The organism is Celerinatantimonas yamalensis, from assembly GCF_046054155.1.
In the GTDB taxonomy this organism is placed as follows: Bacteria; Pseudomonadota; Gammaproteobacteria; order Enterobacterales; family Celerinatantimonadaceae; genus Celerinatantimonas; species Celerinatantimonas yamalensis.
This window is the reverse complement of record NZ_JBEQCT010000011.1, coordinates 63,226-88,109: the sequence shown is the minus strand read 5'-3', so window position 1 is coordinate 88,109 and position 24,884 is coordinate 63,226. Positions and strand designations below refer to the sequence as shown.

General features: G+C 45.9%; 23 protein-coding genes, 1 tRNA gene and 1 rRNA gene. 19 read left to right on the top strand and 6 right to left on the bottom strand.

All coding sequences use genetic code 11. The annotated features are described in order from the left end of the window. The 3 genes from rrf to ABUE30_RS17485 all read left to right on the top strand — a co-directional run. Window positions 1–78, top strand: a 5S ribosomal RNA gene (gene rrf / locus ABUE30_RS18565); the annotation flags it as partial. 58 nt (window positions 79–136) lie between these two features. Beyond that, window positions 137–212: transfer RNA gene (locus tag ABUE30_RS17490), tRNA-Thr, on the top strand. 723 nt (window positions 213–935) lie between these two features. Then, window positions 936–1,133 carry a hypothetical protein gene (locus tag ABUE30_RS17485; protein WP_408625123.1) on the top strand — a complete coding sequence of 66 codons (198 nt, stop codon included), beginning with the start codon at window positions 936–938 and terminating at the stop codon, window positions 1,131–1,133. Between the two features lie 268 nt (window positions 1,134–1,401). Here ABUE30_RS17485 and ABUE30_RS17480 read toward each other — a convergent pair whose 3' ends face one another. Next, window positions 1,402–2,064: an FMN-dependent NADH-azoreductase gene (locus tag ABUE30_RS17480; protein WP_408625122.1), complete on the bottom strand. Its 663-nt coding sequence runs from the start codon at window positions 2,062–2,064 to the stop codon at window positions 1,402–1,404. Window positions 2,065–2,164: 100 nt separating this feature from the next. Here ABUE30_RS17480 and ABUE30_RS17475 point away from each other — a divergent pair, with 100 nt between their 5' ends. Continuing rightward, entirely contained in the window at window positions 2,165–3,049 is an 885-nt protein-coding gene (locus ABUE30_RS17475; protein ID WP_408625121.1) for a LysR family transcriptional regulator, read from the top strand. Window positions 3,050–3,605: 556 nt separating this feature from the next. Here ABUE30_RS17475 and ABUE30_RS17470 read toward each other — a convergent pair. The 3 genes from ABUE30_RS17470 to ABUE30_RS17460 form a co-directional block, all read right to left on the bottom strand. Beyond that, complete coding sequence (locus ABUE30_RS17470) at window positions 3,606–3,800, bottom strand: hypothetical protein (protein ID WP_408625120.1); 195 nt, start codon at window positions 3,798–3,800, stop codon at window positions 3,606–3,608. A 416-nt stretch (window positions 3,801–4,216) separates the two neighbouring features. Continuing rightward, complete coding sequence (locus ABUE30_RS17465) at window positions 4,217–4,522, bottom strand: transposase family protein (protein WP_408625119.1); 306 nt, start codon at window positions 4,520–4,522, stop codon at window positions 4,217–4,219. 89 nt (window positions 4,523–4,611) lie between these two features. Beyond that, window positions 4,612–6,393, bottom strand: coding sequence for a glycoside hydrolase family 28 protein (locus ABUE30_RS17460; RefSeq protein ID WP_408625118.1), 1,782 nt, complete (start codon window positions 6,391–6,393; stop codon window positions 4,612–4,614). A 417-nt stretch (window positions 6,394–6,810) separates the two neighbouring features. Here ABUE30_RS17460 and ABUE30_RS17455 point away from each other — a divergent pair, with 417 nt between their 5' ends. The 12 genes from ABUE30_RS17455 to ABUE30_RS17400 all read left to right on the top strand — a co-directional run bounded on the left by ABUE30_RS17455 (window position 6,811) and on the right by ABUE30_RS17400 (window position 17,264). Continuing rightward, window positions 6,811–7,218: an SMI1/KNR4 family protein gene (locus ABUE30_RS17455; RefSeq protein WP_408625117.1), complete on the top strand. Its 408-nt coding sequence runs from the start codon at window positions 6,811–6,813 to the stop codon at window positions 7,216–7,218. A gap of 43 nt (window positions 7,219–7,261) precedes the next feature. Continuing rightward, the gene (locus ABUE30_RS17450) at window positions 7,262–8,059 is read left to right on the top strand and encodes a Tim44 domain-containing protein (protein ID WP_408625116.1); all 798 of its coding nucleotides are present in this window, start codon (window positions 7,262–7,264) and stop codon (window positions 8,057–8,059) included. 70 nt (window positions 8,060–8,129) lie between these two features. Next, the gene (locus ABUE30_RS17445) at window positions 8,130–8,456 is read left to right on the top strand and encodes an MGMT family protein (protein WP_408625115.1); all 327 of its coding nucleotides are present in this window, start codon (window positions 8,130–8,132) and stop codon (window positions 8,454–8,456) included. A 131-nt stretch (window positions 8,457–8,587) separates the two neighbouring features. Continuing rightward, a complete protein-coding gene (locus ABUE30_RS17440; protein WP_408625114.1) occupies window positions 8,588–9,460 on the top strand; it encodes a Tim44 domain-containing protein in 873 nt (290 codons plus the stop codon). Then, complete coding sequence (locus ABUE30_RS17435) at window positions 9,453–9,779, top strand: GIY-YIG nuclease family protein (protein WP_408625113.1); 327 nt, start codon at window positions 9,453–9,455, stop codon at window positions 9,777–9,779. Before ABUE30_RS17440 ends, ABUE30_RS17435 begins: the two co-directional genes overlap by 8 nt. A gap of 43 nt (window positions 9,780–9,822) precedes the next feature. Further along, complete coding sequence (locus ABUE30_RS17430; RefSeq protein WP_408625112.1) at window positions 9,823–10,506, top strand: HD domain-containing protein; 684 nt, start codon at window positions 9,823–9,825, stop codon at window positions 10,504–10,506. Between the two features lie 32 nt (window positions 10,507–10,538). After that, entirely contained in the window at window positions 10,539–10,958 is a 420-nt protein-coding gene (locus tag ABUE30_RS17425) for a secondary thiamine-phosphate synthase enzyme YjbQ (protein ID WP_408625129.1), read from the top strand. A 102-nt stretch (window positions 10,959–11,060) separates the two neighbouring features. Then, window positions 11,061–12,443, top strand: coding sequence for a sigma-54-dependent transcriptional regulator (locus ABUE30_RS17420; protein ID WP_408625111.1), 1,383 nt, complete (start codon window positions 11,061–11,063; stop codon window positions 12,441–12,443). Between the two features lie 50 nt (window positions 12,444–12,493). Further along, entirely contained in the window at window positions 12,494–12,832 is a 339-nt protein-coding gene (locus tag ABUE30_RS17415) for an Hpt domain-containing protein (protein ID WP_408625110.1), read from the top strand. Between the two features lie 12 nt (window positions 12,833–12,844). Further along, the gene (locus tag ABUE30_RS17410; RefSeq protein WP_408625109.1) at window positions 12,845–14,062 is read left to right on the top strand and encodes an FIST signal transduction protein; all 1,218 of its coding nucleotides are present in this window, start codon (window positions 12,845–12,847) and stop codon (window positions 14,060–14,062) included. After that, window positions 14,059–16,194, top strand: a complete 2,136-nt coding sequence (locus tag ABUE30_RS17405; RefSeq protein ID WP_408625108.1) for an ATP-binding protein — start codon at window positions 14,059–14,061, stop codon at window positions 16,192–16,194. Before ABUE30_RS17410 ends, ABUE30_RS17405 begins: the two co-directional genes overlap by 4 nt. Before the next feature lie 68 nt (window positions 16,195–16,262). Then, a complete protein-coding gene (locus ABUE30_RS17400; RefSeq protein WP_408625107.1) occupies window positions 16,263–17,264 on the top strand; it encodes a LacI family DNA-binding transcriptional regulator in 1,002 nt (333 codons plus the stop codon). A 306-nt stretch (window positions 17,265–17,570) separates the two neighbouring features. On the opposite strand, the gene ABUE30_RS17395 is transcribed toward ABUE30_RS17400, so the two are convergent. Then, window positions 17,571–18,944, bottom strand: coding sequence for a sucrose-specific PTS transporter subunit IIBC (locus tag ABUE30_RS17395; RefSeq protein WP_408625106.1), 1,374 nt, complete (start codon window positions 18,942–18,944; stop codon window positions 17,571–17,573). Window positions 18,945–19,226: 282 nt separating this feature from the next. Continuing rightward, window positions 19,227–20,663, bottom strand: a complete 1,437-nt coding sequence (locus ABUE30_RS17390) for a carbohydrate porin (protein WP_408625105.1) — start codon at window positions 20,661–20,663, stop codon at window positions 19,227–19,229. Window positions 20,664–20,931: 268 nt separating this feature from the next. Here ABUE30_RS17390 and ABUE30_RS17385 point away from each other — a divergent pair, with 268 nt between their 5' ends. The 3 genes from ABUE30_RS17385 to proV all read left to right on the top strand — a co-directional run bounded on the left by ABUE30_RS17385 (window position 20,932) and on the right by proV (window position 24,884). Continuing rightward, window positions 20,932–22,371 carry a sucrose-6-phosphate hydrolase gene (locus ABUE30_RS17385; RefSeq protein WP_408625104.1) on the top strand — a complete coding sequence of 480 codons (1,440 nt, stop codon included), beginning with the start codon at window positions 20,932–20,934 and terminating at the stop codon, window positions 22,369–22,371. Then, window positions 22,364–23,290: an aminoimidazole riboside kinase gene (locus tag ABUE30_RS17380; protein WP_408625103.1), complete on the top strand. Its 927-nt coding sequence runs from the start codon at window positions 22,364–22,366 to the stop codon at window positions 23,288–23,290. The genes ABUE30_RS17385 and ABUE30_RS17380 overlap by 8 nt, the downstream gene beginning before the upstream one ends. 403 nt (window positions 23,291–23,693) lie before the next feature. Further along, window positions 23,694–24,884 carry a glycine betaine/L-proline ABC transporter ATP-binding protein ProV gene (gene proV, locus ABUE30_RS17375; protein WP_408625102.1) on the top strand — a complete coding sequence of 397 codons (1,191 nt, stop codon included), beginning with the start codon at window positions 23,694–23,696 and terminating at the stop codon, window positions 24,882–24,884.

The window sequence follows — 24,884 nt, the reverse complement described above, 5'->3', positions numbered from 1 at the left end:
GCCGAACTCAGCCGTGAAACGCAGCAGCGCCGATGATAGTGTGGGGTTTCCCCATGTGAAAGTAGGTCACGGCCAGGCTTCTTATTTAGAACCCAGCTTCTTTGCTGGGTTTTTTTTTGCCCGTTTATTTGTAGATGCTGATATAGCTCAGTTGGTAGAGCGCACCCTTGGTAAGGGTGAGGTCGGCAGTTCGAATCTGCCTATCAGCACCACAATTTCATCCCCTAAAGTATTTTAAAGCCGAACAAAGCATGTGTTGTGGCTGAGTAAAATTGGCCATAATTTTGTAAGTTTATAACTCACTATGAGGGCGTTTGCGAGTTGGTTTTTTTATCTCGCAACGGGGCACATACCGACTTAGAGTTTTTACACTATTTATCTGTTCAGACAACCCATTTACGCTCGCTTTCTTCCAATAACGAGCGCATGAGTTAACTCCGAGAAGTCTGCGTGATGCGGTGCAGCGGTGAGAAGCTTAACCCCATGATCGCACAAAAATCTCCCCCTAGTACCGGGCCGGACAACCATTGGGCTTCTTGGATTGATCGCTGTTATCTCCTGGCTCGATCGCCTGGTCCTATCGCTGCTTGTGGTACCGATCGATCACGAGATTGGTATGACAGATGATCAGTTCGGCCTCCTGCTTGAAATTGGCTTGTTGGCGATGGTATCTAAAGGTAGCGCTGCGTGGCTACCTAGCCTACTTGCAAAGGGTTATCAGCTTCAGTCCGCACAGGTTGAGGTTGGATCGATGATGGCATTGACGTTCGCGCCTGCAGTCGTATGGGACTTGGGTTGCTTCCCGCCCTCGTCGGGCGAAAGGCTGGAAGGGAATCTTCCCTTTAGCTTTTCTTGCATGTGCTCTAGCTATTCCATTCGCTATCTTTGCCAGACAAAGCAGCTTTACGGCATTGTTTGTAACTGGCGCTATCGACATGCTTGGTCAAGGATCGTTAGTGGCACTTGTTGCGATGCTCATTCAGTCGGTGACGCCTAGACTTATGCAAGCACGCATTATGGCACTTTTTTGGGGTGCAGGCCTTGCCCCGATAGCTCTTGGACAGCAACAAACTTATTCGACGGTCCAAGGGCGTTCGGATGTGCGCTTTCCATCACTACGCTTAGCGGCATGACAGGTACCGCCATGTTTTTTCTCGTTGCATACGATTGGAGTCGTAAAAGGCGATTCGTTGCTGTACGTGAAGCCGAAAATAGGCTGCAGAAAATATAGAAGGATCTCCTCTATCGCCCATAAATCTCGCTCAACAACGAATGGAAGAGTCCCGCATCAACACACTATTTTAGACCCGATGCGCAGCTTTTAATAACCCCAAGAACATCTCGATTGCTGCGATCGCTAACGTTTTCTCCGAAGGCCAGCGTCATGTGCTTTTTTGCTACTTATTCCGCCATAAATGGCACACTGGTGGCTTGCACCTGATGGTTTCGCCCCCAAGAAAATGCTTGGATCTGCTGTTGTACAGCAAGTAATCGTTGCTCTCTCTGCTCTACAAGACCGATACCTTCAGCGCGGAAAATCTGGATATCCTGTAAGCCCAGTAGACTGAGTATTGATTTCATGAAGACCTCCTGTTGGTCATATTGCAAGGTTTCCGCCGTGGAATAAATCCCACCTCGGGAGGAAGCAATATAAATAGGTTTATTTGCCACTAAGCCTTCAGGGCCTGTTTCCGTATAACGGAAGGTTTTTCCAGCCTGACAAATTTGATCAATCCAAGCATGTAACACCGCGGGGATAGTATGATTATACATAGGCACGCCAATAACCAGCACATCACAGGCAAAAAGCTCATCAATAGCTTGGTGAATCGCGCGAACATCCGCTTGTTCCTTATCAGATAGCCCCTCAAGGTTGGCACTGCGCACTGCCTTCATGGCCACAGCCGAGAGAAAAGAGGGAGGATGTGCGTAGAGATCATGATAAATAACTTGGTTTTCATCCTGTTGATGTGCTGTCAGCAATTGCTGAACTATCAATGAGGACATTGCACGTGAGATGGAGTGTTCACCCGCCATGCTAGAATCAATATGTAATATTTTCATTTTGAGCTCCTTTATTAAATGACAAAGTGATTATGGCGGTTGCAATAATTAAGTTAAATAGACAATACTGCAACGCAGTGTTGCAGATATAGGACGAACGATGAACTTAGATGACATGGCTTATTTTGCACTGATCGCCAAGGCACAGGGGATCAGTAAGGCAGCAAGCCGTTATAAACTGTCAAAATCACTCTTAAGTCGGCGTTTAAAACACCTCGAGCAGCAGTTGGGGGTGACGCTGGTTGAGCGTAATGTACGCCAATTTCATCTGACCGAAGTGGGCGAAAAACTCGCCAAGCAGTGTTTGCAGTTACTTGAGCAAGCGGATATTGCGGAAAAATTAGTGAGCAGTTATCTTAACGAGCCCCAAGGGCGGCTGCATATCATCGCCCCGATGGCCTTTATCGAGCAAATATTGTCGCCACTTTTAGCAGGATTTTTGCAACACTATCCATTGATCAATGTAGAGCTGCAGGCGTTATCACAACATCAAACGATGAAAAGCATCGACTGTGATCTATACCTCTCGCTCTATACAACCCTTCCCGATACGCCACTTTATGCAAAGGCAATCACATCACTGCATGATGTATTGGTCTGCAGCCCTAGTTTTGCGCAGCAGCATCACGTTGATTGCGCCGAAGATCTCATTCAGTTGCCACTCCTCTCTCGGCTGGGCTCAGGAACATCAACAACGTGGCAGTTAAAGCATAAATCTGGCACAACCCATCAAATTGAATTTGTCCCGAGAATGACCAGTAATAGCCTGTCATCGCTCTTAGAAAGCGCCGTGCAATCCTGTGGTATTGCACTCTTACCCACCCTCTATTGCGTGGAAAAACTGAAACAGCGCACCTTGGTGCAGATCAACTCAGACTACACCAGCCCCAGTCGCACACTGTACGGTTTTTACAAAATCCCCCTAGAAAGAAATAGATTGGTCGCGCTATTTTTAAATTATTTGCAAACGCGCCTGCCCGAGTGATTACACCTGGAGTGGATTTCATGGTCTGATATTGGCCTTGTGCATGGGCTTATGGCTCAATCAATATCGCCATTTGCGCGGCAATTTTAATACATATCAGCTCGGGATAAAATTTCAATATAATTGAACTAAAAATGCATTTCACGATCAGATCAATGAATTCATTATTTCTGAGAGCTTGCCAATGCATAATTTAGTATCGGTCTTTTGCCATGCCGATGATTTTTGCGATAAATTTATACCTGTTTTTGAACAGAAGTTAATAACTGATGGTGCTCGTAAACGCAGAAGAAATTCCAGAATGAGCATGAGTGAATGCATAACGATTGTTATTGCCTTTCATTAGTAAAAATATTTATATTTCAATAACTTATATATTATTATGTATCAATGTACAGGAAGAAATATTTTCCTAAGTTACTTAGCCACACGCGATTTTTAGAGTTAATGCCAAGCTTAATTGTTCCTATGTGTGCTTATTTTGAAACAATTAAAGGTAAACCAACAGGCAGGGCAAGAGCGTGAACATATTTTGATCAACCCTGCTCCATCTCACTCATTCTTCTGCCACGACTTTTAGGCCTGCCGCTAGCACCTTATCTAAATACTCTATGCCCCAATGACCTCGAACGGCTCCAGCAAATCTGGATAGGTCTAATTCAGCAGAACTGATGGAGTAGCGGTATTCTAAAGAGTATTGTTGGCTTTTCTTTTCAAAGCGATAACCCATGGCGACGCCAATACTGTCCATTTTTCGAATGACCCGACTAAAGCCGTGGCGGGCAATACCTTATATTCTCTGGCCTCGTAGCGTCCATGGCTCTGAGAAATGTCCGGATCAACAGGAAGAGAAATACTCCCGGCTAAGGCTTGTTTAACCGCACGATGCAAGCGATCACCGCTAAAAGGTAATCGCCTTTTTGTGTCACAATCTGCTTTGCAATGTCTTTTTGACATCCCATGGCATCAATAGAGACAAGGTATCCTTTATATACAAAAGCTTTAGTAGTGCTGGGATAGCCGTGATTTCATTCGACTTTTCTTCTGTCTTTATTTGCCCCATGACGACACCATTGCGTGTGGCGAAGGCACTTATCTGGCGGATTGGCTATTCTCTCGATTATAAGAACTTCTGAGTGTTTTACCATTGATGGCAATGATATTCCCCTAGGTTCGTTTTGAGACGGATTTCGCCCAGCAGATAAAGCATTGTCGAAACTGGGTTGTGTTGAGCCGAGAAATGATACGAGCAATGGTATCGTGAGTTGGCACACCTTGAGGGAAAAGCCCTTTTTCCTGTAACCAGAGGCGATGTGCTTCTCCAATATCCTCCCAGCCAGAAGCGCCACTCATCACACTGCAAATCGATAAAAATAGAACATCAAACAGAGAATAAGTGATTTTAGCCTCTTGTCGAGGGTTTTGAATATTCTTGAAATGCTGAGAAAAAGCGTCAATGTCCAGAGTTTTCACTTTAATAAAGGCGTAAGATAACTCCAGACTTATAAACAGGTCAACTGGCTACGTTGGTTAAAAAACATGCACGCTCTTGCCCTGGAGACTTAGTTTAGTGCTTGCACTTCTTTGTCATCGACGGTGACCTGACTGACATGACGAAAATGCCAAGGATCGTTGCCTTGCTTGAGATGAGTAAACGTTACATGGTTAAACTGACTGTCACTTAAATCTTCAATATCGGTCGGCATTACCTGATTGAAGCGCACATCATCAAACATCAACTGACGGTGTCCTGTTTTGTGGTGGAAATCACCAACAATGAAGATGGATGGTTTTGTACCCGTGATTGTGTTTACCGACACATGAGAGATATGAAAATTTGAAAATTGTGCAGGTTTACTGGCCGCTTTATAGCTGGAAGTCCCATTTGGATCGCCATATTGTAGCGTCACTTCAATGGCATTGCGTGTTAAACCAGCCATCGCCGTATTCCGGAATGTAATATCACTGGCTCCGCCACCGATATCATCAGCGCTTTTGGCTCGTAGCCCGACTTGCGTACCAACCAGTACATTGTTTTCAGCCAGAATGCCTTGAATGCCAGAACCTGTTCGACTGCCTAGCACGATCCCCCCATGGGCATGCGCGATAAAATTATTGAACAGCCATGCGCCGTTCACGCCGTTCTCTTTAGCTGCTTTGGCTCCAGCACCTGCGGCAAAATTAATTGCGTCATCACCGACATCAAAATAGCTGTTAAAGACCGTTGTATTGTCACTGCGGCTGACATCAATACCATCGCCATTATTCACATCATAAGTCTGCACCCTCACGCTATTCAGCGTCATATTTTTCGTGCTGGAGCTAACAATGCCATGATAAGACGGATTTTTTAAGGTTACACCTTGCATATAAAAGTTAGTCGCTTTACGTACGTACAAAAGATTTGAACGACATTTACTATAGGCGCTATGCACTGACATGCCTGAATTGACACAACTGTCTACTTGGGATTTAGCTAAGAGACCATAGGTTGAATAGAGTGTATTACTCCCATGAAGGTAATGTTGTTGCGTATCCCCAGAGTAGTTTTTATAACCGGGTGTGGTTTTCCAGCCTTGGCCATCAATGCTGCCTTGCCCCACAATGCGTATATTTTGATATTTTTTAGCTGGGGTTTGCGATGATGCTTGAACGTTAATAAGTGCTGCTGGTGTACCGTTTATTGATGGATAATTAGCACTGTTAGTGGAACCAATCAGCTCAGCGCCTTGGTCAAGCTGTAAGGTCATGTTGCTGTGTAGAAATAGTGCGCCAGTGACAAATTGACCTGCTGGAATTTCAACGACGCAGTTTGATGAACAGCTGTTAATTGTATTTTGAATGGCCTGTGTATTGAGAAAATGACCGTCTCCTTGCGCGCCATAGTGAGTAATATTAATGACCTTTGGTGTGGTGGTGGTGGTCACGCTCAAGGTATTACTGGTCGCGATAACTTGGTGATGGTTATTGAGCGCTTGCACCTGGAAGTGATAATTCTGGTTAGGGTGAAGGCCGGTGATGGTTGCATTCTGCCAGATCACTTTTTGGGTAAAGTGATCACCTTGATATTTGTTTTGAAACAGTTGAATGAAAGGATAAGAGGCTGAGTTGTTGTTATTGTTCTGGCTCGTTGTGGCAATGATTTTACCATCGTCTAGGACTTGATAATCATCAATAGCTGTTTCGTTTGATGGTGCGCTCCAGATTAACACTGCATTGTGAGAATCGACACTAGCAGTAGGCGTCGATAGTTTGATCACATCAGTAACTGATGCATAGACTGAGCTGTAGGCCGTTAATAAAGTGCTGATAACGGCTACTTTGAGTAGACGGGTTATGTGCATAATTGTAAATCCAAAATCAATGAAAGAGCGCGTGAATCAAGTTATCCATAGATAAAATATTGAAGCGCGAACAATAGTTTTATCACGCAATGAATCAACATGGGGAACAATGTTTATACACAATTGAGTTAGAAAAATATAGGCAAGATGAACAGATTTTTATCGCCATTGCAGCAATGTTCCCCGTTCTCAACGGGTTTATTCTTGCTATCTGCAGGGCGTTTTAGATAGACTTCGCATAGTCTAATGCTATGTTGATAAAACAGTATGTATGCGATCTTCCTTAGAGCCGAAAACCGCGCTGGTGAGACTTGCTTTAAACGTTTAGGCTCAGTTAAGCGTTAATTTATAGTTATCCTTTCCCCATTTGCTTTGCTCTTTTATACTGAGCCTTCTTAAGACATCTGTGAGGAAACGATGGACGATTATATTGACCAAATTCGTGCAGCACATCAGCCTGCCGCTTATCCGAAAAGTTTACCTAACGATGAACAAATCGTACAAGTTGAAGAGCAGGTTTATATGCCTATGCCAAGTGACTTACGGGCTTTTCTTCTCACTGTCAGTGATGTCATTTGTGGCTCGCTTGAGCCAGTAACCGCAGCCGATCCCTTTGAACATACCTATCTGCCGGAGGTCGCTGCGTTGGCGTGGGATCACGGGATGCCACGATTTCTGTTGCCAATTTGTGCCTTTGATCAGGGGTATTACTATATTGACCCTGATGGCGGGGTGGGTCGCTGGCTTGAAGGGGATGAAGAGGAAGGCGAGATTGAATGGCCGAATCTGTGGGAATGGGCTATTGCTGTCTGGATCAATAGTTAAGTAACACTTATAGAAGGCGCAGATGCGCTTCGGGAGGATTCTTATGACTAAGCGCATCTTAGCGTTGTTGTTAGTCACACTAGCCACCTTAACTTTGTCGCTGAATGCCAATGCTCGTAAATTCGGTGGCGGTCACTCATGGGGACATAGTTATCATACCAGTCGATCTTATCATCCCTCCTATGCTCATAATAATGGCTCTGTCTCAGGCTATTCACGGCCTCGGTTTAGTCATGGACTACTCGGCGGATTAGTCGTTGGGGGGATCCTTGGTTCTATGTTTGGCCATCATGGCTATGGTTATGGCGGTGGTTACGGTGGTTTTGGCTTTGGACATCTATTGATTTGGCTGCTGATTGGCTGGGTGGTTTGGCGTTTAATTCGAGGCCATCGCGGTAATTTGGGTCAATCTGGTCCATCTCTATTCAATCAAGGTGGGGGAAGTGCCAAAGAGTTTGACTTGCCGCCCGGTTTTGATGTGAATGGATTTTTAGAAGGTGCTAAAAATCACTACCATATTTTGCAAACTGCATGGAATCATAATGATTTTTCCACCATTGGTCCGTACCTTGCGCCAGAGCTTTATCAACAGATGATGGCCGAGCGAGCCAAATTTGGCTCTCAACCACTGAATAATCAAATTCTTTATGTGGATGCGTCACTGGTGCGATCTCAGCAATATTCCGGTCAGCAGCAGGTCAGCGTACATTTTAATGGCCAATATAAAACGACGGATGGTCGCCAAGTGCGTATTGATGAGATTTGGCATTTACGTCGTGATAGTCATCGCGTTAGCAGCAGTTGGCTGATTGAAGGAATTGAAGAGCGTAGTGAACAGTAATTATTGGGATATGATTTATTGTACGCACAGGTCATAGAGGTTCTCATGCATTTATTCAAAGGCATCAATGATGAGTGACTCGCCAATGAAACCGGATTATCGCGCGCAATTTTATCTGGTGATTGCCAGTATTCCACCGGGTAAGGTTGCAAGCTATGGACAGGTGGCGGCGATGGCAGGATTTCCGCGGATGGCGCGAGCGGTGGGCCGAGCCCTTAAAAAGCTGCCCCGTGAGAGTCAACTGCCATGGCATCGGGTAGTCAACGCGCGGGGTAAACTCTCTTTCCCGCCACTCAGTAGCCAATATCAGCGGCAACGTTATTTGCTTGAGTGTGAAGGGATTGCTTTTATCGGCGAACGGATCCCTTTGCCCAGCTATCTCTGGCAAGGGGACTAGATCCTTTGAAAATCGCAGTTAATAATTATAATGTTCGGTTTTTCCGATGCTGATCCCTGTTACAGCCGAATGGTATTTATCGCTAAACCCCCTACACTTAACCCCGTGTCTTTTAATTGGAATCAATAGCAATGACCTTTAAACGTGTATCGACTTTATTGCTGGTCGCACTGACGGTCGTGACTTTATCACTGGATGCTAATGCTCGTAAGTTTGGCGGTGGCAAGTCCTTTGGTAAAAGCTTTCGCACGGCGCCTCACAACTCACTAACGCAGCGCCCAACGAGCCAGAGTGCGGGGCAAAAAGGCGTTGCAAGCAATGTGCGCCGCCCTGGAATAATGGGGGGCTTACTCGGTGGCTTGCTTGCCGGCGGGCTGTTTGCCTGGCTGCTTGGTAGTGGCGCTTTCCATGGATTACAAATAATGGACATGTTGATAATCGCAGTGATTGCTTTTATCGGTTTTCGAATTTTGCGCGCCATGATGCAGGCCAAGGCGGTGAATGCGCAGGCGAATGGCAGTGCGCAGCAGCCTTGGCAGACTCGCAGCAGTCCTGAGCCGTTTGAACCGACTAATCATTCATTTGCGGCTGAGAGCGCTTCGCCAACTGATGATGTGCCTTTTGATATTCCTAAAGATCTTGATATTTCTGGATTCTTAGAAGGTTCTCGGGGACATTACAACATCATTCAAACGGCGTGGAATCACAATGATCTTCCGACCATCCGCGATTATGTGGCTCCTGAGTTGTACCAGCAGTTGGTCGATGAGCGCGCGAAATTAGGTTCGCAACCACTGAGCAACCAGATCCTATATGTTGAGGCGAGTCTTGTTCGAGCCCAGTGTTCTAAGCTCTATCAACAACTGAGTGTCCACTTTATCGGTAAATATAAAGATACTCAAAGCAATGAACAGGCTATCGATGAGATTTGGCATTTACGCCGCAGTGCTGATCAAGCTAATGCCGACTGGTTAATTGAAGGTATTGAAGAGCGTGGTGAGTGAAAGCTCGAACAGTTGGTCGGTATATCTTATCCGTACTCGTGCCAACCAGCTTTATACTGGCGTGACCACCGATGTGGCGCGTCGGTTTGCCCAGCATCAATGCAGCGGACGACAAGCGGCGAAGTATTTAAAAGGCAAGGGTCCATTGACGCTCGCTTATTGCTGTAAAGTTGGCAATAAACAGTTGGCCTATCGGTTTGAATACCATATAAAGCGTTGGCCTAAGGCGCTTAAAGAGTCGCTGGTAGGCAGCCAATTACCGCTAGTACAATTTTACCAACTATATCTACCTTCTTCGCACTGTTTTGAGCAAGTTTAGTATACACTGAGGCGATGTTGATAAATTGAGCAGGTGCGCAGTAATGTTAGATTTTGCCCAGTGGGAACCCCTCTTTGAAATGTTTGTTATCGCCCAAGTACAAGGGGATAGCGCCCATGATATTGCGCATATTCGCCGAGTCGTTGCACTCACCAAGCATTTAACAGAGCAGTCAGAGGCGAACCTTGCCATTACGTTGCCAGCCGCTTGGCTGCATGATTGCGTGGTGGTTGGTAAGTCTGATCCCCTGCGTCGACAGGCCTCTCGATTATCCGCGCAGCGAGCTCGCGCCCAACTCATTAACTGGTATTATCCAAAGCAATGGATTGAACCTATCTGCCATGCCATTGAAGCGCACAGCTTTAGTGCTGATATCACAGCGCGGACACTTGAGGCGAAAATTGTGCAAGATGCTGATCGTCTCGATGCTCTAGGGGCAATCGGGATCGCTCGCTGTTTTGCCGTGGGTGGTAGCTTAAAGCGTTTTATTTATCAAGAATCTGACCCATTTTGCCTGCAGAGGGAGCCGAATGATCAAGTGGCTAGTTTGGATCATTTTTATCAAAAACTGTTGGCTTTGCCTAAAACCATGTCAAGTGATGTCGGGCGTCAAGAAGCTGAACGTCGAGTTGTTTTTATGCAGGCGTTTCTTGACGAATTGGCACATGAGTTAGATCATCAGTACCTATCGCTATTGTTGGGCCAGAGCGTCAAAAGCGATGCTTAAATCTGTATTAAAATATGTTGAGACCATCACTGATGTGGATACAAAAAGAGCTGTGTTTAGCCGCGCGTCAGCGGGGCTTCCATCTTATCACCGATGAAATTGTCGCGGCTGTCTCCGCGATCCAAACCGTGCAAATTGGCTTGCTGCATTTGTTTATCCAACATACATCAGCAGGGTTGACCCTCAATGAAAATGCCGATCCGACGGTGCGCCAAGATTTTGAGCGGGTCATGAATCATCTGGTTGTTGAAGACGCGCCCTATTACCGCCATACTTTTGAAGGGAGTGATGACCTGCCTGCGCATTTGAAAAGTAGCCTAATGGGCACCTCACTGATTCTGCCTATTAGCAAGGGGCGTTTGAATTTAGGGACCTGGCAGGGGATCTACCTGTGTGAGTTTCGCAATCATGGTGGTCCCCGTCGACTTGTCGCCACGATTCAAGGCGAGTAGCATGAGCCTCCCGTGCCTATATTCTAGGTGAATTTATGCGTAATCTGTTATTATTTAAATAGTAACTAAGGCCATATTGAGTAACCGATGAAGGATGTTGTGATGAATAAACCGCGAGTGTTGCTGACAGAAGACTCTCCATCACTAGCGGCCATGTATCAAGCATACTTGCGAGATGAATCCATTCAGTTAGAACAAGTTAGTTCGGGCAAAGAAACGCTCGACTATCTTGAACGGCAATGGCCCGACGTGCTATTGCTCGATTTAATGCTTCCTGATATGGATGGTATGGATATTCTGCAGCGGATCTACGAGCAAGGTTTAAATTGTTCAGTGGTGATTATTACCGCCCATGGTTCGGTGGATAAAGCAGTTGATGCAATGCGCTTTGGCGCCAGTGACTTTCTCTCTAAACCGTTTGATGCCAAACGATTGAAAGTTACCTTAGCCAATACGCTCAAGATCCGACGGTTAAATCAGTTGGTACATGGGGCCCACGAACCCAACCGAGAAAACTATTTTGACTTTGTCGGCAATAGCCTCTCGATGCAGCGTGTTTATCGAGTGATTGAGAGCGCCGCTAATAGCAAAGCGACTATCTTTGTGACAGGTGAAAGTGGTACCGGCAAAGAGCTTTGCGCCTCGGCGGTGCATCAAGCCAGTGGTCGTAAAGATGCCCCTTTTATTGCAATTAATTGTGCTGCGATCCCAAAAGACTTGATGGAAAGTGAGATTTTTGGACATCTTAAAGGGGCATTTACCGGTGCAGTTCATGAGCGAAAAGGCGCTGCTCAGATGGCTAACAGCGGGACACTATTTTTAGATGAAATCTGTGAAATGGACTTAGAGCTACAAAGTAAGCTACTACGGTTTATTCAAACAGGCACCTTTCAACCTGTTGGCAGTAGTCAAACTGAAAAAGTTGATGTTCGCTTTGTCTGTGCGACCAACCGGGACCCGCTTGAAGAGGTGCGTTTGGGGCGTTTTCGCGAAGACTTGTATTATCGACTTCATGTGATTCCACTGCACTTGCCGCCATTGCGTGAGCGAGGTGACGACGTGCTACAAATTGCCCAACATATATTGATGCGGATTAGTGAAGAGGAACAAAGCCGCTTTTGTAGCTTTGATCAATCTGCTCAGCAAGTTTTGTTACATTATGACTGGCCAGGCAATGTTCGCCAACTTGAGAATGTCATTCGTAACACAGTGGTATTAAACGACGGTGAGCAGATTACGCCCGTAATGTTTCCGGCACCTTTAAGTCAAGTGCAACCAGTTGATACGATGGCGCGCACTTTAACCGCCGAGCTCAAGAGTACAGAGTCGGCAGTCGTGAAGCATGTAGACCCATTATGGAAGCAAGAACGCCGGGCTATTGAGCAAGCAATAGACTTCTGTGATGGTAATATTCCCAAAGCAGCTAGTTTATTAGAAGTGAGCCCTTCAACTTTGTATAGAAAATTACAGAGTTGGGATAATTAGGTGTGAATTTTGCTTAAATTACTCTTTAGTATTTATGGCTGGATCATTCAATGCAACCATTACTGTGTGAAGTAACTTTAAACCAGCTTGCTGAAGATATTGGCAGTAGCATGCTCCCCGAGTTGTTTAACGTTTTTATCGACGAGAACGAACCGAAATTGGCCGCGTTGAATGCGCCAGATACGCATCAAGATATGAATCAATTGCGAGCGTTATTTCATACTCTTAAAAGTAGCGCCGCAAGCTATGGTGGTTTGCGTTTGGCTGTGGCAGCGACCGAGCTAGACATGGCGTGTAAAGTAAATGATACAGCAACAGTCGAACGTTTGTTGCCTGACTTCATTGACGTCTATACTCAAACATTAGATGTGATGAAACAGCGTTATTAAACGATGCCCCAGATGAAAATAGCAACAGCTTTTTCAGTACTCGATGATACGGAAAAAGCGTGTTGTGAAGTGATTGAACAACTCACCCAAGATGCTTCGTGTCCCCCTAATTTTATAGTCTGTTACTATTCTGCAAAACATCAGTATTTGCAAATTGCAAATAAATTGCAATTTGCATTTTTATCAATACCAATCATTGCCTGTAGTAGTTGTCAGGGCGTTATGACTGCTGATGGTTTTCACAGTGAGAGCGGGGCTGGACTAACTTTATGGGCGATTTGGGATGACTATGGTCATTATGGCACAGGTCTTGAATGTATTGATAACATAACGGACGACGCGAGTGTCTATCAAGCTTGTCAAAGCGCCTTACAACAGGCTTTAGCTGGCGCCGGTCGTCTCGGTGAACTGCCTGAACTTATTTGGCTACACGCCTCTCCAGGATTTGAAACGCAGATGATTGCGGCTCTTGAAGAGATGGTTGGTGATCAAGTACCTATTGCTGGGGGCAGCGCCGCAGATCAATATATTTTGGGTGACTGGAGTTTGTTTAATCAGACTGCGGTAACCACACAGGGTGTAGCAGTGGCAGCCCTGTTTCCAGGGGGGGAGATCGGTTATTCGTTTCATAGTGGTTATGTTGCGAGCCGAGCCCTGGGAACAGTGACTGCCAGCCATCATCGTACCATTGAGATGATTGACCATCGCCCTGCCGCTGAAGTTTATTTAGAAGCCATTGACGAACCTACCTCTGATTTTTCTTATCCACATTCTATCTTAGAAAAAGGTGCATTCCATCCGATTGGCCGTATAGCCGGACAGCTTGATCAATTTCCTATCTTTAAACTAGCTCACCCGAGCGCCGTTGATTCAAACGCTGGATTAGAGCTGTTTGCTGATGTGCAGTGCGGCGAGTTATTGTACTTAATGGAAGGTTCTCGTCAGAGTTTGATCCATCGAGGCGGAAGGGTGACTCAGCTTAGCTTAACCGATCCATTTTCTCATCAAGAGCCGATCGGCGCTTTGGTGATCTATTGTGCGGGCTGTATGTTGGCGGTGCATGATGATGTCGATGCGGTTGTTGCGAGTATCCGTCGTTCTTTAGGTGAGAAGTTACCTTTTGCCGGTGCTTTTACCTTTGGTGAGCAAGGGCATTTTATGACGGGTAAAAATGGTCATGGGAATCTGATGTGCTCGGCAGTGGTTTTCTATCAAAGAGAGTTGCTATGAAACCACCCATCTCGGTGAATGAAGAGTATTTACGTGAGTCGTTAGAGTCACTGACGAAAACGAATCAGCGTGAACGCCAGCGACGCATCGATACCGAGCTTATCCTTGAAGGTAATCGGCGACTTTCTTTGGCGACTGAACCGGGTCAAGCTTGGCAAATCTTTTTGAAATTGCTCAGTCAGTTTTTTCACTATCAACATGCTTTAATTCTCTACCAATCAGCAAACTCAGGGTGGCAACTATTTTGGCATAACGTCGCCCCCTCCGAGGACCTAGATACGTTTTTCTGGCACGCCAGTGAGTGGACAGCACGTGTGACCGATGGCGATGTCAGCGCTATTTTTGCACCGATGCAAATTCATGAATTTAAAGCGCTTCCTAGTCGTTTACAGCGTTATTATGGTTCTGCACTGGCGTGCGGTATGAAACGTGAGGTGGATAGTTGGTTATTGATTTTAGGCGATCAAAAGACGGGGCAGTTTGGTCAGAATCAACGGCATCTGTTAAAACGGTTACAGCCACTTTTGCGTCAACAATTGGTGAATTTGGAATACCAAGAGCATCTCAAAACAATGGTGGCGCAGCGCACTGAACAATTACAACGTAGCGAACAGCGTTTCAAGAGCTTTGCCCAAACGGCTTCTGATTGGTTTTGGGAAACCGATCAGGATTTATTATTTATTTTCATCTCTTCGGGATTAAGCGCTGAAAGCCAACCCATATATAGTAACTTGCTGGGCCGATCATTATTGTCACTGCAAATTACCGATGCCTCGGCGCATAGCTTGTTGCCTCAGTTGACTCAATTGTTGCAAACTCGCCAGCCGCTGCACAATGTATTGTTCACGCTCGATGAACATAGTAGCGAGTCATTTTGGGGAATACTTAGTGCCGAACCCTATGTGGATGCTCAGGGTCAATTTGCTGGATATCGGGGCAGTGTCCGTGATATCACCCAAGAGCGAGCCGATCGCCGCGCTCTGAATCAAGCCAAAGAGGATGCGGAAACTGCGAATCAGGCCAAATCGGAGTTTTTAGCGATGATGAGCCACGAGATCCGCACGCCCATGAATGCTGTGGTGGGGATGGTTGATCTGCTTAGTGAAGAACCTTTGTCTGCGCATGCCTGCCAGTTACTTGAAAATGCCCAGCGGGCTTCGCGATTACTGCTCAATATCATTAACGATGTGTTAGATATTGCCAAACTAGAAGCGGGACGTTTAGAGCTAGAACATCAAAATTTCCAGTTTCGCCAAGTGATCGAACAGGTGATCGGACAGTTGAGTCAAAGTGCCCAAGCCAAAGGGCTGAGGTTACGTATTGATATCGATGATTGCGCCGATTGGTGGCTGGTGGGCGATCCTTATCGATTAGCCCAAATTTTACTTAATTTGGTCAGCAATGGTATTAAATTTACTGAACGTGGTGAGGTGTGTGTGAGTTTGACTGCGCCAAAAATGCTTTCTGTGTCGGTAGATGCGGATCAATGTCAACTGCAATTGATAGTCTCGGATACAGGGATTGGCATTGCAACTGATGATTTTCCAGTGTTATTTGAACCATTTCGGCAATTGAGTCAAAGCCATGCTCGACAATTTGGTGGCACTGGCTTGGGTTTATCGATTGTCAAACAACTGGTGGATGCGATGAATGGGCAACTATCTGTTCATGGTTGTCCAGGGCAAGGAGCGCAATTTATTTTGCGTTTGCCGATGGTGCGCTCAAAAGTGGCCGCTGTAGCACATCCGTCAGTGAGGCTTGTTCCAAGTGCTCAAGCACGGCGGATATTAGTGGTGGAAGATAGCCCTTCTAATCAGTTAGTTATCCGTTTAATGTTGGAAAAATTAGGCCACCATGTCACCTTAGTCGATGATGGTCAGAAAGCCCTCGCTTTAGACACTCTGAGTCAATTTGAACTAATTTTGATGGATCTGCAAATGCCGTGCATCGATGGTTATCAAACCACCCAGCAGATGCGTTTGCGGGGGATTCACTGCCCGATTATTGCACTAACAGCCAATGTTCAAGAGCGGGAGCGATGCTTAAGTTGCGGCATGAATGAACTGCTTAGTAAACCACTGCGCAAAGAAACACTGCAAGCGATGTTGCAGCGCTTCTTTGATATCAAATAATGGTGAATATTCTTTGTTTTCTCCGTTAATGATAGCATCTCTCTTATAGATGAAATGAAAGGATAGTCATGAAAACCATTGCTGATATTGCCGTTGCTGCGGGGGTGTCCAAGTCGACCGTCTCTCGGGTGTTGAATCATCGTCCCGGTGTGAACCCTCAGGCGCGCGCTCGAATTCAGGCGATCATCGATGAATCACACTTCACCGCGAATATGGCGGCTAAAAACCTCAAGGCTCGCCATTCAGATATGGTGGGGGTTATCGTCCCGCTGATGACGTCAAAATCGGTCGCAAGTTTTATTCATGGGATGTCCGCTGAACTCGAGTCACAGCATATTCAAATGTTGTTAATGAATACGGGTATGAGCACTGAAAAAGCCAGCGATTATGTCAAAATTCTCAACTCCAAAGGAGTCGATGGGATGATTGTTCTGGTGGCCGGTTATGATCAGCAATTAATCGAGACATTAGGTGGCTCGCAATCCCCCGTGGTTGTGGTTGGTCAAGACCTATCGATGCATCAAATTCCCAGTGTTTTTTATGATGACTATCGCTGCGGCTATATGGCTGGGCAACAGCTCTTAGAACAAGGGTGTAAGCGGCTGCTTTTCTTAGGGATCTCACCGATGGATGTAGCCTTAGGACGCCAGCGGCGGCGCGGTTTTGAAGATGCGTTGAGTATGGCCGGTGTACAATGTCATTATGTGAGTGATTGCGTTTTATTTGCTGAATCAGGCATGGAAAAAACCCGTCAAGTACTTGCGCAGGGATATATTCCAGATGGCATTTTTGGCGTAACTGATCGTATAGCGGCGGGGGCGGCTAAGGCGATGACCCAAGCTGGGATTATCCCCGGCCAACAGGTGGCGATTATTGGCGTGGGTGATGATGAGTTATGTGAATTACTCACTCCGCCATTGGCCTCGGTGCATTACGATCATAGTGAGGTAGGGCGACAAGCGGCACAAGTTTTGTTCGAGGCGATTACGGGCAGAACCACGGAGCGCTATGCGCATATTCATCAAGGTCACTTTCATTGGCGAGCATCTTGTCAGCTCAGTGAATCGTGAACGCAGCAAGCAGCTATCGATTTAAAGCGTGATGGCTAGTGATGCAAGATCCGCGCGCCTTTAGGCGGCGATCCCCTTGATATTTGTTCATAACCCCGAAATGAAACACGGTATCGGTGGCTGGTGTTGTGCAAAGGTTAGGTTACGAGCATGGTGCTGTTTTGCGGCTATCTTAAACTATTCAATCGCAATTATACGCTGCGAATGCCTAATATCGCTGAACCGATATTAGATGATGTCATTGGCAAATGTTCAGCGTCATCGATGCGATGACGCTGAACATGTTACTTTGCTAGCGCAAGATGTTTAGGCGAGCGGTTTGGCGTTGCGCGGTGTCATAATGAATGACGCGATAAATGCTGCAATAAAGGCAATCGCAAAACCAATTAAATAGTGAAGGACGTCTTGACTGCGCACAATGGCTAACCCTGGAATACCTGTCAACCCTACGGATGTCATCCCCACTTTGACCCAAACAACATAGGCACCGCCCAAAGCACCCCCAATTAAGCCCCCGATAAATGGGCGCATATAGCGTAAGTTGACCCCAAAAATCGCAGGTTCGGTGATGCCTAAGATAGCCGAAACAGCAGATGGGAGCGCTAGCGCGGTCACTTTTTTATCTCGTTTTTTAAAGATCACTGCAAAACAAGCGCCGCCTTGGGCAACATTTGCCATCGACCAGATCGGTAATAGAAAGTTTACGCCGATTTTAGGATCGCCTAATAAGCCGAGCTCGATGGCATGGAAACTTTGGTGGATCCCCGTAATTACAATCATCGAGTAGGTACCACCAAAGACAAAACCTGCGAGTGCACCCGCATGTATGTAAAGATAGAGTAATCCGGTGGAGATGCCTGTCCCTAGCAAACGCCCCAAAGGACCGATCGCAACCAATGAGAAAAAGCCAGTTACTGCCAATACAATGAATGGACTTAGAATGATATCCAACGTATTGGGGACAATCTTGTGGGTTATTTTTTCCACTTTACACATAAACCAGACGGCAATCAGCATTGGGAATACCGTTCCCTGATAACCGACTAGACCAATATGGAATCCGAATAACTCGGTGGTTGGATAACCATGTCCTATGCTCCAAGCATTAACAAGATCTGGGTGTGTGAGGATCCCACCTAATGTTGCCCCTAGGATAGGTGTGCCACCAAACACCTTCGCACCGACAAAGCCGATGAGAATAGGTAAAATAATGAATGCTGAACTGGATACCATATCAAGCAAGAAATACCAAAAATTATGGGTATCGATGAGATTGTTGGTTTTCAAATACCCCAGTAGCCCCATACATAACCCACTGGCGACAATCGCAGGTATAATCGGTACAAAGATATTCGATAGGGTTCGCGCTGCCGCCTGTAGAGGGTTATTTTTAACGCCCATATTGGCAACATCGGCGGTGGAGGCTTCACTGATCCCTGCGGCTTCTATGAATGCAGCGAATACTCGATTGACAAGACCTGTACCAATAATGACCTGATATTGGCCGCTGTTAGTAAAGACGCCTTTGACCAGATCTAACTCTTCAATCGCTTTGGTATCGGCTTTACTTGTATCGTGTAAGACCAATCGCAAACGCGTTGCGCAGTGGGCCGCACTTGCGACGTTCTCAGCACCACCCACTAATTTGAGGATCTGCTGGGCAGTTTTCTTTTCTGACATTTTCTTAACTCCTATGTGCATCCGAACACCAGCAATGGGGTCGGGGCGCAAAGCTTGTGGCTCGCTACGGGTGATTCATTGAAAAAATGTGATGCAATCACCCATTCAATAGTGATCTTGAGAACGGTTCCATATTTATCTTAGCGACTGTGTTATTTTAGGCAATTAATCGCACCGTAGTTTGTGATCCATATGAATTAACATGATCTAAAATACCCTTTTAATGTGATATCAATCACAAAGTAACCTTGGTCTTAGATAATGAAATGGAACCGATTTCTATTAAAACCATGTTTCCATCTGAACACCTACATTGACTTGCCCGCCGCTATGGAAACCCGATCCCCCTAAAGCATCACTTGATGAGTAGTGATTGAGATCTTGGGACCAGTTCATATAGGTTGCGAACAGCCGGATTTCAGGGCGATCAAAGAAACTCTTAAATGCTGTAGGGCGAAAAGTGGGTGCTATGGTTACCTTATAAAAACTACCCTTTACGGCACTGTTGCCATTGAGCTGTTGTGGATTGATATCCATGTATTGGTAGGTGGTCTCATATTGCATCGAGAAGTTCTCGGTTAATTGTTGATTAAGCCGTAAGTTTGCAGTTGCCCAATCATATTTGTCCCCATTGAGATAGCGATTGTGGCTGCGCTGCACCATTAATGCAGGGGCTATACTCCAAATTGGGGTGAGACGCACGGTCCCGTAGGTCGCTAAGCGATAGGTGTTGGCACTATCAAGAAGTTTACCGTCAGAGCCGATATTTTTAACTTCAGCACCCAGACCATGGCCATAGAGGAAGGCAATCATAGCGCTCCCTTGAGTGAGACCATAAAAGCTTTTAGCATGATAAGCGAGCATGCCATTCACCCCGCTATCGGTGGCATGACTACTGCCTAGACCAGTGTTGCTGCGCTGTTGATTATTTTGGCTGCGCATTGTATTTAACATCAACTGCCAAGGGCCGTAGTAGTTGTTGGCGGTGAGGGTATAATTTTGGATGGTATTACTGGTGATATCATCAAAATTACGACCGTAGATGGAAAAGCTGGAATGAGCTTGGTTTGACCATTTGACATTATCGATCCCGCCGCCAGTTCCGGCCAAAAAGACCACATCAGAATCAAGCCAGTGGATATCGAAGTTATTGCGATCAAAGCGTTTGCCTGCCCACAACGTACTGTCTTTGAATACCCCAGTAAAGGAAGGAAGATGTGACATTTCAACGAAGACTTGCCGAACATTGAGCTGCGATGTTGAAGCTGTCCAATCGTTGTAACTGTCTTGGCCATCGGCCATCATCACTTTATAGCGGACTTTGGCGCCATTGGCAAAAGATTGATGGTCTTCAAAATTTAATTCGACATAGGTGTCTTTTTCATTGCCAAGCCGCCCCACATGCCCGCCTGAGCTACCCGCTGGTGTGATGTTGACACCACCTTGCGTGGGCGTTAAATGGTCACTGGCGAGGAGCCCTGAACGAGCATAGCCGTGAAATTCAAAGTGATGTGCCGATTGCTTTTCGCGAGCGGCCTTGGCTGCTGCTTGGGCATCGGCGATCTTTGCTTGGCTAAGCTGCTGCTCTAGCTGATGGAGCCGTGCTTCGATGTCTTTAATTGCCATGGTTTGTGACGTTGATGTGCTATCAGCTGCTTGTGCCAGTGCAGCTGGTAGTATCATCGAAAGCATTAATAGTGAGCGATATGGAGTGCGCATATTATATATCCTTATATGACTTACCAAGGGTGATGGTCGTACTGATTGGAACCGATTTCTTGTTATGATTTGCAAAAACACTTGATTTAGCAAACTGATAAGAAAAAATTTGTGACTTGATAAGGGTTGGTGCGACTTTTTGTAGGTATAATTGTGAGGTTTGTCACCAAAATGGATTGCTCGATATGGAACCGTTTGCATGTAACGGTTTATCCCCTACAATTATCGTAAGTTATAGGTGTCTGCCTCGTTAGTACGGGATTTTTGTATGTGTTCATCAGAATTATCGTCATCACCAATTGATGACCATGAGTGGCAATGGCTACCTCAATATCATGTTGCCCCGCCGTTTGGGCTACTCAATGATCCGAATGGTTTTTGCTATTTTGCTGGCCAATATTGGTTGTATTTTCAGTGGAATCCCGCAGATTGCAGTCATCAAAACAAGCATTGGGGGTTGATGACAAGCAGTGATTTGGTGCAATGGCGTCAGCAGCCTTTCAAAATGGCGCCAGAGCATTGGTATGATAAAGATGGCTGTTACTCAGGTACGGCATTGATGCAAGCTGGACAGCTATCACTTTTTTATACGGGGAATGTACGCCATGGTGAAATAAGAGAGAGTTATCAATGTTTGGTGACAAGTGATGATGGTATCCATTATCAGCACCATGGCCCGCTGTGGCGTTCACAATTGGCAGGCTTTACCGGCCATGTGCGTGACCCCAAGGTGTTTGTCGTGGATGGACAAAAACGGATGTGGTTAGCCGCGCAAACGGATACTCTGCAAGGTGGGATTGCGCTGCTGATTGAGCAAGCGGATGGGCACTGGCAATTGCAGGGGCATTATCATCACCCAATTAATTGGGCAAACAATCAACTCGGTTATATGTGGGAGTGCCCTGATCGGGTGGTTCTTGATCAGCAAACGCTATTATTGTGTTGTATCCAAGGGATCGATACTGGATTGCCTGATTATCGAAATCCAGATTTAAGTGGTTACTTTTGCGTGAATGAAGATCCATCCTCTGGAGCTATCTCGTTTACAAGTGATTATCGTCTGCTTGATCATGGCTTCGAATTCTATGCGCCGCAGACCACGCAAGATCCAGTTGGGGAGATCTATATTATTGGCTGGATGGGGTTACCTGATAGTGCAGTGCAACCGACCCAAGATCAAGAAGGCTGGTGCCATCAGTTAACTATGGCTCGGCATTGCTGTTGGTCGGATAATTGGCTCTGGCAGCGGCCTGTTGCGGCTACTTTTGATTTGTTTCGTTGTGAGCGTTCAGAGATCTCAATCGTTGGCCATTTATCATTTCACTGCGCAGCTGCCGCCTATATCAATTGCTTGGTGTTAACATCTAATGGACAACTGGTGATCGGCAATGATGATGCGGCACTCGTTATTCATTGGGATGACCAAGGCCATCTGTCGATTGATCGCGGTTCATTAGCGGCGCTTGGGGATGATACGCGCCGTGATTATCATAGTCGGCAAGGGAAGATTGGGCAGTTGCAACTGTTTTTAGATAATTCCTCATTTGAGCTATTTATTAATGACGGGGAAGCCGTGATGAGCGGTCGTTTGTTTGCCAAACAGCCACTCTACTGTGGGCGATTTGAAGGGCAGGCCGATGCCATTACCATTCACGCATTAGTGCAACCTGTGATAGATCGATTAAGTAAGGAGATGTGGTATGAGTAATATTCAGGTGTGGTGTCTTGGCGATGTGGTCGTGGATTTACTTCCGGATGGGCCGCAGCGGTATCGACAATGTCCCGGTGGTGCCCCGGCTAATGTGGCGGTAGCACTTAGCCGTCTCAACATTGCGACAGGTTTTATCGGCTGCCGAGGTGGCGATCCATTTGGGCAGTTTATGAATGACACCTTGGTCCAAGAAGGTATCAATACTGAGCATTTGGTGGTCGATGAAGCGCATTTGACCTCGACAGTATTAGTTAGCCTGGATGCCCATGGTGAACGCCAGTTTACTTTCTTGGTTAACCCCAGCGCGGATCAATTTTTACAATCAGCGTATCTGCCACAGTTTCAAGCAGGTCAGTGGTTACAGTTAAGCTCGATTGCGTTGGCAGGGGAAGTGAGCCGCACGAGCACAAAATACGCGATGGCAAAGGCGAAACAGTGTGACGCAAAAATTTTTTTTGATGTCAATATTCGCCCATCATTATGGACTGATGAGGCATGCATGATTACGACCATTCAGTCGGTACTGCCATTTTGCGATGTCGTCAAAGTCAGTGAAGAAGAAGCCTTTCTTCTCACCGGGGAGGCCGGTCTAACGCAGGCATTAACCTCTTTGGCAAGCATGACTCCGGCATTGCTGGTGGTCACGATGGGAGCGCTTGGGGCGAAAGTGCTTGATACGACAAAATGGCTTGATATACCAGCGTGTGACGGCGTACAGGTGGTGGATAGCACGGGTGCTGGCGATGGTTTTGTCGGTGGGATGCTCAGTGTATTGGCAAAAACCTCCGTGTGGCGCCAATCGGATGTGATTGAACGAGCGGTGCGCCTTGGAAATCGTGTTGGGGCCTTTGTCGTCACGCAAAAAGGCGCTATGAGCGCTCTTCCAACTGAACAGCAGTTGGAATGCTGTTGTTAAAATTCTTTGATTGCTAAATGCTGTATTCACAGTATTTAGCACCTTATTTATCTCCTTCCTCAGATTTTATCAACTAAGCTTTTAGCTGAGTACTTCAAGGCATGATTTTTCATGTATAGGCCGCGATTCATTTTTCGGAAAAATGAATCGCGTTATAATAAATCGTGGTGTAATTATTACAATGCCATTTTTTGATAACAGTTTGGCTGTCCGTTTATATAAGAGTCATTTTTTATGTATTTTTCCTGATTTTTTAGGCTAACTATTTGATATTTTCGGTTGTTTAAACGGTTCAATATTCGAATAAGTTTGCAATTAAATTCAAAAATCATTAGAGTACTAATTATAAATTATATAAATAACTCCCTTATCCCTTTTTAACTTGTCGGATTCAGTAGGATTTATGACAGTAAAATTAGAAGTAAAAAATCTTTTCAAGGTTTTTGGTGACGATCCAAAACATGCTTTCCCCCTTATTGAACAGGGGTTATCAAAGGATGAAATTTTCCAAAAAACCGGTCTGACCGTTGGTGTTAAAGATGCGTCCTTATCGATTAATGAGGGTGAAATCTTTGTCATCATGGGGTTATCAGGCTCAGGCAAGTCAACTTTGGTTCGGCTGCTGAACAGACTGATTACCCCAACTCGTGGTCATGTTTTCTTAAATAACCAAGACATTGCTGCAATCAGCGATAAAGATCTGCGGGTAGTGCGTCGTAAGAGCATCAGTATGGTGTTCCAATCTTTTGCCCTAATGCCGCACATGAATATTATCGACAATACCGCCTTTGGTTTAGAGCTAGCAGGTTATGAGTTGGCGGAGCGCCATGATATGGCGCGTAAAGCATTGGCCCGTGTGGGTCTTGAACCCTATCTTGAGTCCTATCCTGACGAGCTTTCCGGTGGGATGCAGCAGCGTGTTGGTTTGGCCCGTGCCCTTGCCAATGACCCTGAAATTCTGCTGATGGATGAAGCTTTTTCTGCTCTTGACCCATTAATTCGTACCGAGATGCAAGATGAGTTGATCCGTTTACAAAATGACGACCAACGAACCATTGTTTTTATCTCGCATGATTTAGATGAAGCTATGCGCATTGGTGATCGCATCGCTATTATGCAGGACGGTGAAGTGGTTCAAATCGGCACGCCTGATGATATTTTGCATAATCCTGCCAATGATTATGTGCAGTCATTCTTTAAAGGGGTTGATGTCTCCAATGTTTTTGCAGCCAAAGATATTGCGCGGCGTAATGTACCCCGAGTGATCCGTAAAAGTGAGCAAGATGGTGCTAGCGCAGCACTGCAGTTGATCGATGATAGTGATTGGGACTTTGGTATTGTGTTAGACCGCTCAGAACGTTATTTGGGCATGGTCTCTCTTGATTCTTTACGCAAGGCATCGCGCGAACGAGCAACCTTGATGTCGGCGATTGACCCAAAGGTTAAAACTCTTTCGCCCGATACTGCATTAAGCGATCTACTCACTGATGTGGCGAGTGAAACCTATGCAGCGCCCGTTGTAAATGAAAACGGACAATATCTCGGCGTGATTACCAAAGCCCGCCTGCTAAAAGCTTTAGACAGAGAGATTTAA